The sequence below is a fragment of the Paracoccus solventivorans genome (assembly GCF_900142875.1).
GTDB classification, from domain to species: domain Bacteria; phylum Pseudomonadota; class Alphaproteobacteria; order Rhodobacterales; family Rhodobacteraceae; genus Paracoccus; species Paracoccus solventivorans.
The window spans coordinates 292,962-308,292 of record NZ_FRCK01000002.1 but is presented as its reverse complement, the minus strand read 5'-3'; the positions used below and the strand labels follow the sequence as shown (position 1 = coordinate 308,292).

15 protein-coding genes are annotated in these 15,331 nt (G+C 69.8%); 10 read left to right on the top strand and 5 right to left on the bottom strand.

Annotated features, from left to right (window positions below):
• Positions 1–13: 13 nt before the first annotated feature.
• Positions 14–736 (bottom strand): molecular chaperone DjiA, encoded by a 723-nt coding sequence (locus BUB57_RS04765; RefSeq protein ID WP_073062971.1) that lies wholly within the window; start codon positions 734–736, stop codon positions 14–16.
• 306 nt (positions 737–1,042) lie between these two features.
• Positions 1,043–1,888 (bottom strand): tryptophan synthase subunit alpha, encoded by an 846-nt coding sequence (trpA, locus tag BUB57_RS04760; protein ID WP_073062968.1) that lies wholly within the window; start codon positions 1,886–1,888, stop codon positions 1,043–1,045.
• A gap of 136 nt (positions 1,889–2,024) precedes the next feature.
• Between trpA and ychF the strand changes: the two genes are divergently transcribed.
• From ychF to BUB57_RS04715, 9 genes are all read left to right on the top strand, one after another.
• Complete coding sequence (gene ychF, locus BUB57_RS04755; RefSeq protein ID WP_073062964.1) at positions 2,025–3,122, top strand: redox-regulated ATPase YchF; 1,098 nt, start codon at positions 2,025–2,027, stop codon at positions 3,120–3,122.
• A gap of 269 nt (positions 3,123–3,391) precedes the next feature.
• Complete coding sequence (locus BUB57_RS04750; protein ID WP_200796410.1) at positions 3,392–4,006, top strand: class I SAM-dependent methyltransferase; 615 nt, start codon at positions 3,392–3,394, stop codon at positions 4,004–4,006.
• Between the two features lie 245 nt (positions 4,007–4,251).
• On the top strand, positions 4,252–4,602 hold the full coding sequence (locus tag BUB57_RS04745) for a hexameric tyrosine-coordinated heme protein (protein WP_084731961.1): 351 nt from the start codon (positions 4,252–4,254) through the stop codon (positions 4,600–4,602).
• Positions 4,603–4,615: 13 nt separating this feature from the next.
• Positions 4,616–4,975, top strand: a complete 360-nt coding sequence (locus BUB57_RS04740) for a carboxymuconolactone decarboxylase family protein (protein WP_073062960.1) — start codon at positions 4,616–4,618, stop codon at positions 4,973–4,975.
• Positions 4,972–5,334 (top strand): DUF488 domain-containing protein, encoded by a 363-nt coding sequence (locus tag BUB57_RS04735; RefSeq protein WP_073062958.1) that lies wholly within the window; start codon positions 4,972–4,974, stop codon positions 5,332–5,334. The genes BUB57_RS04740 and BUB57_RS04735 overlap by 4 nt, the downstream gene beginning before the upstream one ends.
• A 179-nt stretch (positions 5,335–5,513) precedes the next feature.
• On the top strand, positions 5,514–6,707 hold the full coding sequence (locus tag BUB57_RS04730; protein ID WP_200796409.1) for a cytochrome c3 family protein: 1,194 nt from the start codon (positions 5,514–5,516) through the stop codon (positions 6,705–6,707).
• Between the two features lie 103 nt (positions 6,708–6,810).
• Complete coding sequence (locus tag BUB57_RS04725) at positions 6,811–7,575, top strand: RNA methyltransferase (RefSeq protein ID WP_073062954.1); 765 nt, start codon at positions 6,811–6,813, stop codon at positions 7,573–7,575.
• An 89-nt stretch (positions 7,576–7,664) separates the two neighbouring features.
• Positions 7,665–8,810, top strand: coding sequence for a heme A synthase (gene ctaA, locus BUB57_RS04720; RefSeq protein WP_073062951.1), 1,146 nt, complete (start codon positions 7,665–7,667; stop codon positions 8,808–8,810).
• The gene (locus BUB57_RS04715) at positions 8,807–10,303 is read left to right on the top strand and encodes a carboxypeptidase M32 (RefSeq protein ID WP_073062948.1); all 1,497 of its coding nucleotides are present in this window, start codon (positions 8,807–8,809) and stop codon (positions 10,301–10,303) included. Before ctaA ends, BUB57_RS04715 begins: the two co-directional genes overlap by 4 nt.
• Positions 10,304–10,959: 656 nt before the next feature.
• Here BUB57_RS04715 and BUB57_RS04710 read toward each other — a convergent pair.
• The 3 genes from BUB57_RS04710 to BUB57_RS04700 form a co-directional block, all read right to left on the bottom strand.
• On the bottom strand, positions 10,960–11,655 hold the full coding sequence (locus BUB57_RS04710; RefSeq protein ID WP_073062945.1) for an SDR family NAD(P)-dependent oxidoreductase: 696 nt from the start codon (positions 11,653–11,655) through the stop codon (positions 10,960–10,962).
• Between the two features lie 84 nt (positions 11,656–11,739).
• A complete protein-coding gene (locus BUB57_RS04705) occupies positions 11,740–13,092 on the bottom strand; it encodes a glutamine synthetase family protein (RefSeq protein WP_073062941.1) in 1,353 nt (450 codons plus the stop codon).
• Positions 13,093–13,150: 58 nt separating this feature from the next.
• Positions 13,151–13,831 carry a type 1 glutamine amidotransferase gene (locus BUB57_RS04700; RefSeq protein ID WP_073062938.1) on the bottom strand — a complete coding sequence of 227 codons (681 nt, stop codon included), beginning with the start codon at positions 13,829–13,831 and terminating at the stop codon, positions 13,151–13,153.
• A gap of 170 nt (positions 13,832–14,001) precedes the next feature.
• Here BUB57_RS04700 and BUB57_RS04695 point away from each other — a divergent pair, with 170 nt between their 5' ends.
• A complete protein-coding gene (locus tag BUB57_RS04695) occupies positions 14,002–15,147 on the top strand; it encodes an aminotransferase class V-fold PLP-dependent enzyme (RefSeq protein ID WP_073062934.1) in 1,146 nt (381 codons plus the stop codon).
• Positions 15,148–15,331: the final 184 nt, after the last annotated feature.

The following is a 15,331-nucleotide window of genomic DNA, read 5'->3' as shown; positions in this document are numbered from 1 at the left end:
CAGAGTGGGGGCCTCAGCCGAACTCGGCGCGATAGGCGGCCCAGGCGGCGTTGATCGCGCGGGTGCGCGATTCCGCCAGCCGCACCGCCTCGGGCGGCAGGCCGTGGGCCTGCGCGCGGTCGGGGTGGTTCTCGAAGATCAGCCGGCGATAGCGTTCGCGGGCCATCTCCAGCGGCGTGCCGGGGGTCAGCCCCAGAACCTCGCAGGGCAGGCAGCGGTGGTCGGGGGCGCGGCGGGCGCGGATCGCCGCATGATCGCGCGGGGCGATGCCGAAAATGCGCGCCACCTCGTCCAGGAACACCCGCTCGGCCTCCAGCAGCCGCGGCTGCTCGCCGGCGGTGGCGATCACGTAAAGCCCGTCCAGCACGTCGACCAGCACCGGGTCGCCGGGGGGAAACAGCCGCGCCAGCCGTTCCGCCCACAGCTCGAACCCGGCCACGTCCTGGCGGGCAAGGTCGAAGACCCGCGCGGCGTGGCGTTCCTCGGACCGCGGGATCTTGAAGATGCGGCGGAAGGCGGCGACCTCGTCGCGGGTGACGCGGCCGTCGGCCTTGGCCATCTTGGCCCCCAGCGCGATCACCCCGATGGTGAAGGCGACCGAGCGTTCCGGCGGCACGGCGGCCCGCCGCGCCCCGATCAGCGCCGCCAGGCGATCGCCGATTCGCTGCCAGAACCCGCGGGGCGGGGGCAGCTGCGGCGCCGGGGTGCCGATATGGGCGTGGGTCGGATCGTCCATGCGCGCCAACCTATCCGACCGGGGCGGTGCGCGAAAGAAGAACCCTCGGGTTTGGCGGGGCGAAGCGCGCGCTTCGCGATCACAAGACGGACAGCTTGTCGTGCCTGCCGGTAGAAGCGGCGCAGGGCAGGGGGGCGCTGCCCCCGTCGCGCCTTGCGCGACCCGCCCGGGATAGTTGGGCAAGGAAGAAACTCCGGCGCAACGGGCATTTGGCCGAGTGCTGGCTGCGGCCGGGCTTCGGGCGGTCCCAAATATCCCGGGGTCCGGGGCAGCGCCCCGGTCCGGCCGCGCCGCCGGGATCGCGCGTCAGGCCCGGCGCACGCCCTCGGCCAGGCTGCGCACGAAGCCCAGCACCTGATCTACCGGCTTGCCCTCGCCGATCTGGCGCACGATGGCAGAGCCCACCACGCAGCCATCCGCCACCGCCGCCACCGCCTGCGCGGCCTCGGGAGTCGAGATGCCGAAGCCCACCACCACCGGCAGGCCCGAGGCGCTGCGGATGCGCGCCACCTCGGGGGCGACCTCGGCAGCATTGGCGGCGGGGCCGCCGGTGATCCCGGTCACGCTGACGTAATAGACGAACCCGCTGGTGTTCTGCACCACGGCCGGCAGGCGCCGGTCGTCGGTGGTGGGCGTCGCCAGCCGGATGAAGCTGATCCCGGCCTCTGCGGCGGGGATGCAGAGCTCGGCGTCCTCCTCGGGGGGCAGGTCGACGACGATCAGCCCGTCCACCCCGGCCGCGGCCGCATCCGCCAGAAACTGCGCCACCCCGCCCGCACGCGCATAGATCGGGTTGTAATAGCCCATCAGCACGATCGGGGTGTCGTCGTCGTGCTGCCGGAACTCGCGCACCATCCCCAGCACCCCGGTGGCCGACCCGCCCGCGGCCAGCGCCCGCTGCCCCGCCGCCTGGATCGTCGGCCCGTCGGCCATCGGGTCGGTGAAGGGCATCCCCAGCTCGATGATGTCGACCCCCGCGCCGGGCAGTCCGCGCAGCACCTGCATCGAGGTGTCCCGGTCGGGATCGTAGCCCATGGTATAGGTGGCGAACGCCTTGCGGTTTTCGCGGCCCAGCCGCTGGAACAGCCGGTCGATGCGGGTGCTGGGGCGGGTGGTGGGGCGGGTGATGGTGCGCGCGGTCGCGTCGGTCATGGGGCGGGGCCTTTCCTGCATGGGGAAATCCTTAGCCGGGCCACGGCGAAAGGGAAAGATGCGCGGGGCGCCGCTCCCGCTTTACCCGCCCCCGCCCGTGACCTAGAACCCCGGCGAAACCGGGAAAGGATGCAAGATGGGCTTTCGCATGGGGATCGTCGGGCTGCCGAATGTCGGCAAGTCCACGCTGTTCAACGCGCTGACGCGCACCGCCGCCGCGCAGGCCGCGAACTTCCCCTTCTGCACGATCGAGCCCAACGTGGGCGAGGTCGCGGTCCCCGACCCGCGGCTGGACCAGTTGGCCGAGATCGCCGGGTCGAAGCAGATCATCCCGACCCGGATCACCTTTGTCGACATCGCAGGCCTGGTGAAGGGCGCCAGCCGCGGCGAGGGGCTGGGCAACCAGTTCCTGGCCAATATCCGCGAGGTCGACGCCATCGCCCATGTGCTGCGCTGTTTCGAGGACGGCGACATCACCCATGTCGAGGGCCGCGTGGACCCGGTGGCGGATGCCGAGACCATCGAGACCGAGCTGATGATCGCCGATCTCGAATCGATCGAGCGGCGGCGGGCGAACCTATCGCGCAAGCTCAAGGGCGGCGACAAGGAGGCCGCGGACCAGGACCGGCTGCTGAAACTGGCGCAAGAGGCGCTCGAGGCCGGGCGCCCGGCCCGCAGCGTCGCGGTGGCCGAGGACGACCGCCGCGCCTGGGGGATGCTGCAACTGCTGACGGCGAAGCCGGTTCTTTACGTCTGCAACGTTGCCGAGGCGGATGCCGCCGCCGGCAACGACCAGACCCGTGCCGTGGCCGAGATGGCGCGCGCGCAGGGGGCGGGGCATGTGGTGATCTCGGCCCGGATCGAGGAAGAGATCAGCCAGCTGCCCGAGGACGAGGCGCAGCTGTTCTTGTCGGAGATGGGGCTGGAGGAGGCCGGGCTCGACCGGCTGATTCGCGCCGGCTACGAGCTGCTGGGCCTGCAGACCTATTTCACCGTCGGCCCGAAAGAGGCCCGCGCCTGGACCATCACCCGCGGCACCCTGGCCCCGCAGGCGGCCGGGGTGATCCACGGCGATTTCGAAAAGGGCTTCATCCGCGCGGAAACCATCGCCTTTGACGATTACATCGCCGGCAAGGGCGAGGCCGGCGCCCGCGAGGCCGGCAAGTTCCGCGTCGAGGGCAAGACCTATGAGGTCAAGGACGGCGACGTGCTGCATTTCCTGTTCAACGCCTGACCGGAAAAGCCATTCCTCAGGAGAGCCCCGGAGCTTCCGGGGTTTTCGTTTCCGGTGAAATGTCCGGGCTGCGAGGCGGCAGAGGACGCTTTTCCCCGGGCCCCGGATTTTCAAGGGCAGCACATGCACAACCGTTACGGAAAACTTGCCGCCTGGGTCTACAATCTGGACAAGCCCGTCGGCCGCTCTTTCGGTGATGTGGAGTTCTATCGCCGCCGCCTGGAACGCTGCGATGGCCCGATTCTGGAACCGGCGGTCGGCAACGGCGGATGCTGGTTCCGCTGCTTGAATCGGGGCTGCGCATCGAGGGGTTCGACAGCTCGGACGAGATGCTGGCCTATTGCGAAGCCGAGTGCCGGCAGCGCGGGTTGAGGGCGGGACTGAGCCGGCAGAGCTTTGAGGATTTCAGCTATGAAACGCGGTTCTCTGCCATCATCCTGCCGGCAGGGTCTTTCCAGCTGATCACCGATGGCGCTGCGGCCGCCGCGGTGCTGCGGCGGTTCCACGACCATCTTGCCCCCGGCGGCCGCCTGATTGTCGATCTCGACCCGATCGGCTGTTTCCTTGCCGGCGGCACCTCGGTGCGCAGCTGGGTGACCGGGGACGGCGATCTTCTGACCCTGAACGATCAGCATGTCGAAACCTGCTACATCGCCCAGACCACGCTGTCCCATCTGCGTTACGAGCATTGGCGCGAGGGCAGCCTGGTCCGCAGCGAGCTCGACCTGTTCAAGCTGCGCTGGTGGGGTGTCGACGAGTTTTCCATGGCGCTGCTGGCGGCGGGTTGTGCCGAGGTGGAGGTCTCGGGCAATTACGAACATGGCCGCGCGCCACGGGAGGGCGATGCCATCATCAGCTTTGAGGCCACGCGCGGGGCAGGGTGAGAGCGCGGGTCGTTCCGGCTGACCGCCTGTTGTTTGGGGGCGCCCCTGCAGGCATCCCATGGCTTCACTCGGCAGCGGGATTTCCGGGTGCCCGGGCGTTCTCTGGATATTTGGACAAGGAAGAATGGCGCAGGCCGGTCCCCGGCAGGCGATTGGTTTGGCGGGATGGAACGAAAGCGCGGCTCTGACGTTTCCGTGAACGGGGGATGAACCCCTGTTTTTCCCGGAAAAAAAGGAGCCCACTCATGCGCAAGTTCCTGACCATGCTTGCGGTGTCCTCGGCCTTTGCGCTGCCGGTCGCGGCGCAGGACGCTGCCCCGCCCGCGACCGATGCCGCCCCCGGCGCCGCTGCCGGAATGGCGCCGCAGGCCGAGCCCTGGCTGACCAGCCTGATCACCGAGACCCCGCAGGCGGGGTTCGACCTTGCGGTCACCATGGCGCGCAAGGCGGTCACCACCACCCAGACCGACAAGGACACGCTGCACAAGCTGCGCCCGAACTACGCCCATGACCCGCAAAGCCTGATCGGGGTGTCGGGGGTGGCCGCGACCTGGTTCGCCACCATCGCCGCCGCCAATGATTACTGGCGCGAGTAAGGGGGGCGCGGCCATGTCGGATATCCATTTCCCGAAATCCACCCCTGACATCGCCCGCCGCCGGCACGAGCTGGCCCCGGCGATGGACGACGCCTTCAAGGCGTTCTCGCAGGCGGTGTTTGCCGATGGCGCGCTCGATAAGCGCACCAAGCAGCTGATCGCGGTGGCGGTCGCCCATGTCACCCAATGCCCTTGGTGCATCGAGGGCCACGTCAAGGGCGCCCGCCACGCGGGCGCCAGCGACGCCCAGATCATGGAGGCGATCTGGGTCGCGGCCGAGATGCGCGCAGGCGCGGCGTTCGCCCATTCGATCAAGTCGCTGGACCTGCTGGGGCCCGCGCAGGGACAGGGACAGGGGCAGGAGGGCGGATGAGCGCGCGCCCCGCCATCCATCTGGCGCGGGCCTGGGACGGGCCCGGGGCGATGGTGGGCGCGCGGCTGCTGGTCGACCGGGTGTGGCCGCGCGGGGTCGCCAAGGACGATTTGCGCCTGGATGCCTGGCTGCGCAACATCGCGCCCAGCAGCGGGCTGCGCAAGTGGTTCGGCCACGACCCCGCCCGCTGGGACGAGTTCCGCGACCGCTACCGGGCCGAGCTGGACCGGAATCCCGACGCCGTGGCGCAGGCGCTGGACTGGTGCCGCAGGGGGCCGGTGACGCTGATCTTTGGCGCGAAGGATCGCGACCGCAACCAGGCGGTGGTGCTGCGCGACTATCTGGCCGGGCGGCTGTAGCGGCGTTTTCCGGCGCGGCTGCCGGGGTTTGCGGGCGGCCTGCGGCAACTTGCCGGCGTGCGAGGGGCGGCCCCGCGGCCTTAGGCTGAGAGGCGGAAAGCCACGTCAAGGACGTCTGCTGTTCGCATCCAGCCAGTGTCGCCGCATCCCGGGACCCGCCAGATCAAGAAGGAAGACCGATGACCAAGCCAGATCCCGCGCCTCGTCAGGGGGTGCTTCCGCGCCTGCGTTCGCTGCCGTTGCTGGCGCTGATCCTGTGGGGCGCCGCCGGCCCCGCCGCCGCCCAGGCCCCCGCCGCCAAGCCAGAACCGCCCGCGGCCGCGCAGCCCGCCGCCCCCGCAGCTGGTGCCGCGCCGCAGATGATGCCGGTCGAGCGGGTGCCGTTCTATCACGACTGGGCGCAATCGCCGCACGCCAAGGCCGATGCGCAGGCCTTCAACAACTGGAACGAGCAGGGCGAGATCCCGGAAGCCTGCGCGCGCTGCCACTCGACGCCCGGGTTCCTCGACTATATCGGCGCCGACGGCAGCGCCCCGGGGGTGGTCGACAAGAAGGCGCCGACCGGCTCGCTGATCGGCTGCTCGGCCTGCCACAACGAGACCACGCGGATGATGACCTCGGTCACCTTCCCCTCGACCCTGCGGGTGGAGAACCTGGGCGCCGATGCGCGCTGCATGACCTGCCATCAGGGCCGCACCGCCGGCGTCACGGTGGACGCCGCCGTCGCCGGCCGCGACGAGGATACGGTGGTTCCCGAGCTCGAGTTCATCAACGTCCATTATCGCGCCGCGGGCGCCACGCTGATGGGCACGCTGGCCCGCGGCGGTTATGAATACCCGGGCCGCGCCTATGCCTCGGCGCGCAACCACCCCGGCCCGTTCAACAGCTGCACCACCTGCCACGAGCTGCATACGGTGGCGCCGAAATCCGAACCCTGCGCCGCCTGCCACGACGGGGTGAGCAACCGCGAATCGCTGGCCTCGATCCGCAAGGGCAAGATCGACTTCGACGGCAACGGCAACGTGACCGAAGGGATCGCAGCCGAGATCGCCGCCCTGCACGAGCGCCTGCTGGTGGCGATCCGCGCCTATGCCGCCGACACCGCCGGGGCGCCGATCGGCTATGACGGCCATGCGCATCCGTATTTCTTCAACGACAGCGACGGCGACGGCGCGATCAGCGAGGCCGAGGCGCAGGGGACGAACAAATACGTCTCGTGGACGCCGCGGCTGCTCAAGGCGGCCTACAACTATCAGTTCGTGGCCAAGGACCCCGGCGCCTATGCCCATAACGCGCCCTATGTCATCCAGCTGATGCACGATTCGCTGGCCGACCTGGCCGAGGCGAATGTCGCGGGGCTGACAAGGCCCTGAGTTGCCGCCGCTTGTGCTGTCACGCCCGGCCGCGCCCCCCCGCGCGGCCGGTTTGCGTTTCCGCCGCTTGCCTGCCGCCCCGGCGCGCGCTAGGGCGCAGCCCATGTCGGACACCCCCTCACTCGCCCCCTTGCAGCCGGTCGTGATCCTCGTGCGGCCGCAGATGGGGGAAAACATCGGCGCCGCCGCCCGCGCCATGCTGAACTTTGGCCTGACCGAGATGCGGCTGGTGGCGCCGCGCGACGGCTGGCCGAACCCGCGTGCGGTGGCGATGGCCTCGGGCGCGGCGGGGCAGGTGCTGGACCGGGCGCTTGTGTTTCCGACGCTGGCCGAGGCGATGGAGGGCATCCACCACGCCTATGCCACCACCGCCCGCGGGCGCGAGCTGACCAAGACCGTCCACACCCCCGCCAGCGCTATGGCCGAGGCGCGACAGATCGCCGCCGGGGGCCGCCGGGTGGCGCTGATCTTTGGCCCCGAACGCGCCGGGCTGGAAAACGACGACGTGGCGCGCGCCAGCGCGGTGGTGACCGTGCCGGTGAACCCGGAGTTCCCCTCGCTCAACCTCGCGCAGGCGGTGCTGCTGCTGGGCTATGAATGGGCGCGCGAGGCGCTGCCCTCGCAGCCCGCCCCGCCCGGCCGGCGCCCGCCCGGTGAAACCCCCGCCACGCGGCTGGAGATCGAGCGGCTGGCCGACCACTGGGAAGAGCGGCTGGAGGCGGCGCGGTTCTTTTTCCCGCCCGACAAGGGGGCCTCGATGCGGCTGGCGCTGCGCAACCTGTGGTCGCGGATGCCCCTGATGCGCGCGGATGTGCAGATCCTGCACGGGGTGGTGCGACAGCTGACCTGGAAGCCGCGCGACGATTGACCTTTGGCGCCGTCGCCGCCAATGTCCGGCCGCGGTTGCGCAGCTGTGGCAGCCGCGCTTTCGCGCCCCTAACTCCGAAAGGCCCTGCCATGGCCAAGCGCCCGATCTTTCAAGAGGTGTCGAGCCAAACCCCGCCGGCACAACCGCCCGCGGGCGGCATGATCGATGCCCGCCCCAAGGGCGCGCGCGGCGCGATCCGCATCTGGCTGGTGGCGCTGTTCGTGATGGTCGCGGCGATGATCGCGCTGGGGGGCGCCACCCGGCTGACCGGCTCGGGGCTGTCGATCACGGAATGGAAGCCCGTCACCGGCGCGCTGCCCCCCAGCGGCCAGGCCGCGTGGGAGGCCGAGTTCGCCAAATACCAGGCGATCCCGCAGTTCCAGGTGGACAACCCCACCATGGACCTGGCCGGGTTCAAGCGCATCTACTGGTGGGAATGGGCGCATCGGCAGCTGGGCCGCGCGGTCGGGATGGTCTGGGCGCTGGGGTTCCTGTTCTTCTGGGCCTCGGGGCGGATGCCCGCGGGCTGGGCGCCGCGGCTGCTGGTGCTGGGGGCACTCGGCGGGCTGCAGGGCGCGGTCGGCTGGTGGATGGTCAGTTCCGGGCTGGTCGAGGGGATGACGGCGGTCGCCTCTTACCGGCTGGCGGTGCATCTGGGGCTGGCCTTTGCCATCCTCGGGCTGATCGCCTGGCAGGTGCTGCAGCTGTCGCGCCCGGAATCGCAGCTGCTGCGCGCCCGCCGGGCAGGCGAGCCCAAGCTGTTTTCCATGGCCACCGGGCTGATGCATCTGGCCTTCGTGCAGATCCTGCTGGGGGCGCTGGTCGCCGGCATCGACGCCGGGCGGCAGTATACCGGCTGGCCGAAAATGGGCGGCGAGTGGATCCCGGCGGCGATCTGGGACGCCGGGCTGGGCTGGCGCAACTTCTTCGAAAACGCCGCCACCGTGCAGTTCACCCACCGCATGGTCGGCTATCTGCTGGCGGTGTTCGCGGTGGTGGTGTGGCTGCGCGCCCGCCGCTCGCCCCATCCGGTCACGCGGGGCGCGTTCACCGCGATGATCGCCGCCGTGGGCTTGCAGATCGCGCTGGGGATCGTCACCGTGATCCATGGCGCGCCCCTGGGCGAGGCGCTGGCCCACCAGTTCGGCGCGGTGGCGCTGTTCGTCCTGATCATCCGCGCCCGCCATCACGCGCGCTATCCTTTTGAAACCAGCGTCCGGGGGACGATCCGATGATTTCCGCAAATGCCGCGATGAACGAGCTGCTGGAATACCAGCGCCAGACCGAGGCGCTGTCGTCGGTGGCCGAGCGGCTGGTCTGGGACCAGGAAACCGTGATGCCCCGCGGCGCCACCGAGCAGCGCGCCGAGGAAACCGCCGCCATGGAGGCGATGCTGCACGAGCGCCGCACCGATCCGCGCATCGGCGAATGGCTGGACATCGCGGTGCCGCAGTCGCCGTCCGAGGAACGCATCCTGGCGCTGATCGCCCGCGACTATGCCCGCGCCGGTGCGGTGCCGGCGCAGCTGGCCACCGAGATCGCCCGGCAGACCAGCCTGGGGCAGGGGATCTGGGCGGCGGCGCGCGCCAACGAGGCGCCCGAGGATTTCATGCCGCTGCTGGACCAGATCCTCAGCCTCAAGCAGGACGAGGCCCATGCGCTGGTCGCCGCCGGCTTCGGCAACGGCGACCCCTATGACGCGCTGCTGGACGATTACGAGCCCGGCGCCACCCAGTCCCAGATCGCCGGGCTGTTCGAGACCATGCGCCCACGGCTGGTCGCCCTGCGCGAGGCGGTGCTGGACGCCGACGGCCAGCCCGAGCCGCTGCGCGGCCGTTTCGCGCAGGAAGCGCAGCTGCGGCTGGCCCGGGCCTGCGCCACCGGCTTCGGCTACGACTGGACCCGCGGGCGGATGGATATCGCCGTGCACCCGTTTTCCAGCGGCCGCTGGCAGGACAGCCGCATCACCACCCGCATCGTCGAGGCCGACCCCTTCAACTGCATCTACTCGACCATCCACGAGGTCGGGCATTCCAGCTACGAACAGGGCATCGACCAGGACCACGCCTTCACCCCGCTGGGCCGCGGCGTCTCGATGGGCGTCCACGAAAGCCAGAGCCGCATCTACGAAAACCAGCTGGGCCGTAGCCGCGCCTTTACCGGCTGGCTGCACGCGCGCATGGGCGACATGGTGGGCGGGCTGTCGATCGCCGATGCGGACGAGTTCTACCGCACCGTGAACCGCGTCACCCCCGGCTATATCCGCACCGAGGCCGACGAGGTGCAATACAACCTGCATATCCTGATGCGCTTCGACCTCGAACGCGAGCTGATCGCCGGGCGCCTGTCCACCGACGACCTGGAAGAGGCGTGGAACGCCCGCTTCCTGCGCGACTTCGGGGTGGCGGTCGACAAACCCTCGAACGGGGTGTTGCAGGATGTGCACTGGTCGGTGGGGCTGTTCGGCTATTTCCCCACCTATGCGCTGGGCAACGTCTATGCCGGCGCCCTGCACCGGGCGCTGCGGGCGGCGGTCCCCGATCTCGACGACAGCCTCGAGGACGGCGACGCCACCCCGGCGGCCGAGTGGCTGCGCGAGAACGTCCACCGCCACGGCGCGCTGTTCGAGCCGGGCGAGCTGATCGAAAGCGCCGTCGGCGGCCCGGTCACCCCCGAGCCGCTGCTGGCCTATCTGGAAGAGAAGTTCGGCGCGATCTACGATCTTTGATCGGCGCGGGTGATGGGGGCGCTGCCCCCGTCGCCCTGACGGGCGACTCCCCCGGGATATTTTCGTGATGAAGAAGCACGCCGCGGCCGTGGGCGGGGAGGGCAGGGGCGCTGCCTTCGGCCACGCCGCGGCCTTCTTCGCTGAAAGCGGTCCACTGGACCATCCGGCAAAAACGGCCTTGTGGGCTGCCTGATCCGCCTTCCATTCCGGGCGCACGGAAGCCTCCGGGATATTTCTGCAAGGAAGAAGGACGCCGTGGTCTTCCTCGCTGAAAATGGTCCACTGGACCATCCGGCGGGAAAACAGTCTCGGGGGTTGTTTTCTGATCCGCGTTCTATTCCGGGCGCTCGGAAGCCCCCGGGATATTTTCGCAAGGAAGAAGGACGCCGCGGTCTTCCCCGCTGAAAACAGTCCACCGGACCATCCGGCGGGAAAACAGCCTCGGGGGTTGTTTTCTGATCCGCGTTCTATTCCGGGCGTTCGGAAGCCCCCGGGATATTTTTACAAGGAAGAAGAACGCCGCGACCTTTGGGGCGGAGCTTCTGGCTGCATCACCGCCGTCATGCAGTGGGTGACCCGGCAGAGGCCCCCGAGGCGCGCACTGGCTGGCATCGGCTGACGATGCCGTTGCCTGCGGATTGGGGCCGAAATCCGGCTCAGTCGGCGAGTTCCGCCAGGATCCGTTCCGCCTCGGCCACGCAGGGGGTGAGGGCGGCGCGGTCCTCGCCGGGGTAGAAGCGGGCGCGTAGCGCGGTCGGCATCGGCTGGGGGGCGGCGATCACCACCTTGGGGCCCAGCCTGCGGTTTTCCTCTTGCCAGCTGCGGGCAAAGGCGATCTGCGCGGCCTTGGTCGCGCCATAGGCGCCGAAGAACGGCTGGCCGCCGCGGGGGTCGTCGAAGAACAGCGCCGTGCCCGCGCGCGCGCGCAGCAGCGGCTCGAACAGCACCGCCAGCCCGTGGCTGGCCAGCAGGTTGACCGCGACCGAGCGTTCCATGTCCTTGGGATCGACATGCGGGGCGGGCGACAGCGGTGCGGCGTGGATCGCGGCATGGACCCACAGGTCGCAGCCGCCCCAGCGTTCCAGCACCGCCTTGGCCAGCTGGATCATCGCCGCGGGCTGGGTGATGTCCATCGGCGCCAGCGTCGCCGCGCCGCCGACCGCGCGGATGCGGTCGTCGAGTTCCTCGAGCGCACCGACCGTGCGGGCCACGGCCACCACGTGATGGCCGCGCGCCGCCAGCAGCCGCGCCATGGAAGCGCCAAGGCCGCGCGAGGCGCCGGTGACGATGGCGATCTTGCCGCCTTGGGCAGTCGCGGATTGCAGGGCGGGATCTTGATCGGTCTGGGTCATGCCCGCCCCTTGCCACCCCGCGCCGCCTATCGCAAGCGGTGAATGGACGCAGGGGCGCGGGCGGCGCGGGGGCGGCGCGGCGGCCTAGACGTTCAGCAGCAGATGTTCGCGTTCCCAGGGCGAGATGACCTGCAGGAACTCTTTGTATTCGTTGCGCTTGACCGATTCGTAGACATCGACGAACTCGGACCCCAGCACCTCGCGGATGGGGTCGGATTCGACCATCAGGTCCAGCGCGTCGCCAAGATTGGTGGGCAGCTCGTCCTCGGACATATAGGCGTCGCCCAGGCATTCGGCGCGCGGGCTGTCCTGCTGGGTCAGCCCCAGATAGCCGGTCGCCAGCGAGGCCGCGAGCCCGAGATAGGGGTTGCAGTCCATCCCTGCCAGCCGGTTTTCCACCCGCCGCGCCACCGGCCCGGAAATCGGCACCCGCAGCCCGGTGGTGCGGTTGTCGCGCCCCCATTCCAGGTTGATCGGGGCCGCGAAGTCCGGGACATAGCGGCGATAGCTGTTCACATAAGGCGCCAGCAGCGCGATGGCCGCGGGCAGATGCGCCTGCATCCCGGCGATGAAATGCATGAAGGCGGGGGTCTCGCGCCCCTGTTCGTCGGAAAAGATGTTGCGGCCCGCTGCGTCCACCACCGAATGGTGGATGTGCATGGCCGACCCCGGCTCGCCCTCGATCGGCTTGGCCATGAAGGTGGCGAAACAGTCGTGGCGCAGCGCGGCCTCGCGGATCAGGCGCTTGAAATAGAAGATCTCGTCGGCCAGCGCGACCGGATCGCCGTGCGCGAGGTTGATTTCCACCTGCCCGGCGCCGCCCTCTTGCAGGATGCCGTCGATCTCGAACCCCTGCGCCTCGGCGAAATCATAGATGTCGTCGATCACCTTGCCGTATTCGTCCACCGCCGACAGCGAATAGGCCTGTTTCGCCGCCGCGCGCCGCCCGGATCGCCCCATCGGCGGCTGGATCGGCTGGTTGGGGTCGATGTTGCGGGCGACCAGGAAGAACTCCATTTCCGGTGCAACGATCGGCCGCCAGCCGCGTTCCGCATACAGCGCGACGATGCGTTTCAGCACGTTGCGCGGCGCCACTGGCACCGGGTTGCCCTGCTGGTCCAGCACGTCGTGGATGACCTGCAGTGTCACATCCGCCGTCCAGGGCGCGGCCGAGACGGTTTCATGATCCGGCACCAGCACCATGTCGGGTTCGGTGAACGCCCCCGAGGGGTTGTCGGCCCATTCCCCGGTGATGGTCTGCAGGAAGATCGAGTTGGGCAGGAAGAAGCTTTCCTGCCGGGCGAATTTCGACGCGGGCATGGCCTTGCCGCGCGCGACGCCGGCGATGTCGGGGACGATGCACTCGACCTCGTCGAGCCTGCGGCCGGCGATGTATTCGCGCGCCGCTTCGGGGATTTTCGTCAGCCAGTCTGACATGGGAACTTTCCGCCGGGCTGTCCGGCTTTCGCTGTTGGGCGCCCGGGGGGCGCGAGGGTCACGGGGCCGGGCGGCTCTGGCGAAAGAACGCCTCGATCCGGTCGGTGATGGGCGAGGGGTCGGCGCGGCCCTGCCGGTCGCGGGCGGCATCCAGCAGCGCGGGCGGGATCGCGGCGCCGCGATGCGCCATCAGCCCCTCGATGAACTCGTCTCGGAACTCGGGGTGGGCCTGCACGGTAAAGGCGCGGTCCCCATAGACCAGCGCGGCATTGGCGCAGAAGGCGTTGTGGGCCGCGACCTCGGCCCCCTCGGGCGGGGTCACCACCTGGTCCTGATGCCAGGCGTTCAGGGAAATGGTCTCGCCGCCGAAATCATAGTCCTGCGCCCCCACCGCCCAGCCGGCCGGGTGCTTGCCGACCTGCCCGCCAAGCGCCTGCGCGACGATCTGGTGGCCGAAGCAGATGCCGACCAGCGGCACCCGCGCCGCCACCGCCTGGCGGATGAAATCCTCCAGCGGCGCGATGAACGGGTGATCCTCGTAGACGCCGTGGCGAGAGCCGGTGATGAGCCAGCCGTCGGCGTCGTGGACGGAGGCGGGAAACTCCATCGCCTCGACGTGGTAGCTGGTGAAGTCGAAGCCGCGCCCGGCCAGCAGCCGTTCGAACATGTCGTCGTAGTCGCCGTGTTCGGCGCGGATTTCGCCGGGCGGCTGCCCGGTCTTGAGGATGCCGATGCGCATCGCGGTCTTTCCTGGTGCTTTGCACCCAAGTTAGGCGCGGGGGCAGGGGGCTCGCAAGGGGGGGGGGGGCACGCATGGGGGCCGCCCAAGGTGGCAGGGGGCGGTGCGGATGCTGGCACAGCCGCGCATCCGCCGCTAGGATCGCGCGGTCACATGCAGGGGAAACGCAGATGTCGGGATTGCGCGCGGATGGTCACAGCAAGGTCGACCCCGAGGGGCTGATGGAGTTCTCGGTGGTGTTCACCGACCGCAGCCTCAACCACATGTCGCAGAAGTTCCAGCAGGTGATGCGCGACATCTCTGCCATCGCGCGCGAGGTCTATAACGCGCAAGCGGTGGCGCTGGTCCCGGGCGGCGGCACCTATGCGATGGAAGCGGTCGCCCGGCAGTTCGCCCGCGAATCGGACGCGCTGATCGTGCGCAACGGCCTGTTCAGCTTTCGCTGGAGCCAGATCATCGAGACCGCGGGCTTTGACGGCACCGCCATCGTGCAGCCGGCCCGGCCCGAAGGGAACGCCCCCCGCCCCGCCTATGCGCCGCCGCCGATCGAGGATGTGGTGGCCGAGATCCGCAGCAGCCGCCCCTCGGTGGTGTTCGCGCCGCATGTGGAAACCGCGGCCGGGCTGATCCTGCCCGACGACTATATCGCAGCGCTGGCGGCGGCGGTGCATGAGCACGACGGGCTGATGGTGCTGGACTGCATCGCCTCGGGGACGATCTGGGTCGACATGCAGGCGCTGGGGGTCGACGTGCTGATCTCGGCCCCGCAGAAGGGGTGGAGCGCGCCGCCCTCGGCCGGGATGGTGATGTTCTCGGCCCGCGGGGCGGAACGGCTTGCCGCCACCACCTCGGACAGTTTCGCGCTGGACCTGAAGAAATGGCGCGCGATCATGCAGGCCTATGAGGACGGCGGCCACGCCTATCACGCCACCATGCCGACCGACGCGCTGCTGACCCTGCGCGACGCGATGGTGGAAACCCGCGAGATGGGGTTCGAGGCCGCCCGCGAAGCCCAGTGGGAGCTGGGCCGCAAGGTGCGGGCAGTGCTGGCGGAACGCGGCTTCGCCTCGGTCGCTGCCGAGGGGTTCGGGGCGCCGGGGGTGGTGGTCAGCTACACCGACGACCCAGACATCCGCTCGGGGCGCAAGTTTGCGCAACAGGGCGTGCAGATCGCCGCCGGTGTGCCGCTGCAGGTGGGCGAGGGGCAGGATTTCTCGACCTTCCGGCTGGGGCTGTTCGGGCTGGACAAGCTCAAGGACGTGGACGGGACGGTGGCGCGGCTGACCTGCGCGCTGGACGCGGTGGCAGAGGGCTGAGGTTCCCGGCAGGCGGCGCGGGGTTTTCGGCGCCGTCGCAATGGGTATTTGGGCCAGAAAGAAGCGGCGTGCGCTGGTTTCCCGCCGCCCGGGCGTGTGGTTGCGGGGGCTTGGCAGCGGGTAAATCCGGCGTGGTCGGCCTGCGCCAGGGGAGAGGTGGTGCCAGCGCTGGAACGTGGAGAGG

Coding starts and splice junctions, on each gene's coding strand:
- trpA (WP_073062968.1), bottom strand. CDS start 1,888: ATGACCGACGCGACCGCGCGCACCATCACCCGCCCCACCACCCGCCCC.
- ychF (WP_073062964.1), top strand. CDS start 2,025: ATGGGCTTTCGCATGGGGATCGTCGGGCTGCCGAATGTCGGCAAGTCC.
- BUB57_RS04750 (WP_200796410.1), top strand. CDS start 3,392: ATGCTGGTTCCGCTGCTTGAATCGGGGCTGCGCATCGAGGGGTTCGAC.
- BUB57_RS04705 (WP_073062941.1), bottom strand. CDS start 13,092: ATGTCAGACTGGCTGACGAAAATCCCCGAAGCGGCGCGCGAATACATC.
- ctaA (WP_073062951.1), top strand. CDS start 7,665: ATGGCCAAGCGCCCGATCTTTCAAGAGGTGTCGAGCCAAACCCCGCCG.
- BUB57_RS04745 (WP_084731961.1), top strand. CDS start 4,252: ATGCGCAAGTTCCTGACCATGCTTGCGGTGTCCTCGGCCTTTGCGCTG.
- BUB57_RS04765 (WP_073062971.1), bottom strand. CDS start 736: ATGGACGATCCGACCCACGCCCATATCGGCACCCCGGCGCCGCAGCTG.
- BUB57_RS04735 (WP_073062958.1), top strand. CDS start 4,972: ATGAGCGCGCGCCCCGCCATCCATCTGGCGCGGGCCTGGGACGGGCCC.
- BUB57_RS04725 (WP_073062954.1), top strand. CDS start 6,811: ATGTCGGACACCCCCTCACTCGCCCCCTTGCAGCCGGTCGTGATCCTC.
- BUB57_RS04695 (WP_073062934.1), top strand. CDS start 14,002: ATGTCGGGATTGCGCGCGGATGGTCACAGCAAGGTCGACCCCGAGGGG.
- BUB57_RS04700 (WP_073062938.1), bottom strand. CDS start 13,831: ATGCGCATCGGCATCCTCAAGACCGGGCAGCCGCCCGGCGAAATCCGC.
- BUB57_RS04740 (WP_073062960.1), top strand. CDS start 4,616: ATGTCGGATATCCATTTCCCGAAATCCACCCCTGACATCGCCCGCCGC.
- BUB57_RS04715 (WP_073062948.1), top strand. CDS start 8,807: ATGATTTCCGCAAATGCCGCGATGAACGAGCTGCTGGAATACCAGCGC.
- BUB57_RS04710 (WP_073062945.1), bottom strand. CDS start 11,655: ATGACCCAGACCGATCAAGATCCCGCCCTGCAATCCGCGACTGCCCAA.
- BUB57_RS04730 (WP_200796409.1), top strand. CDS start 5,514: ATGACCAAGCCAGATCCCGCGCCTCGTCAGGGGGTGCTTCCGCGCCTG.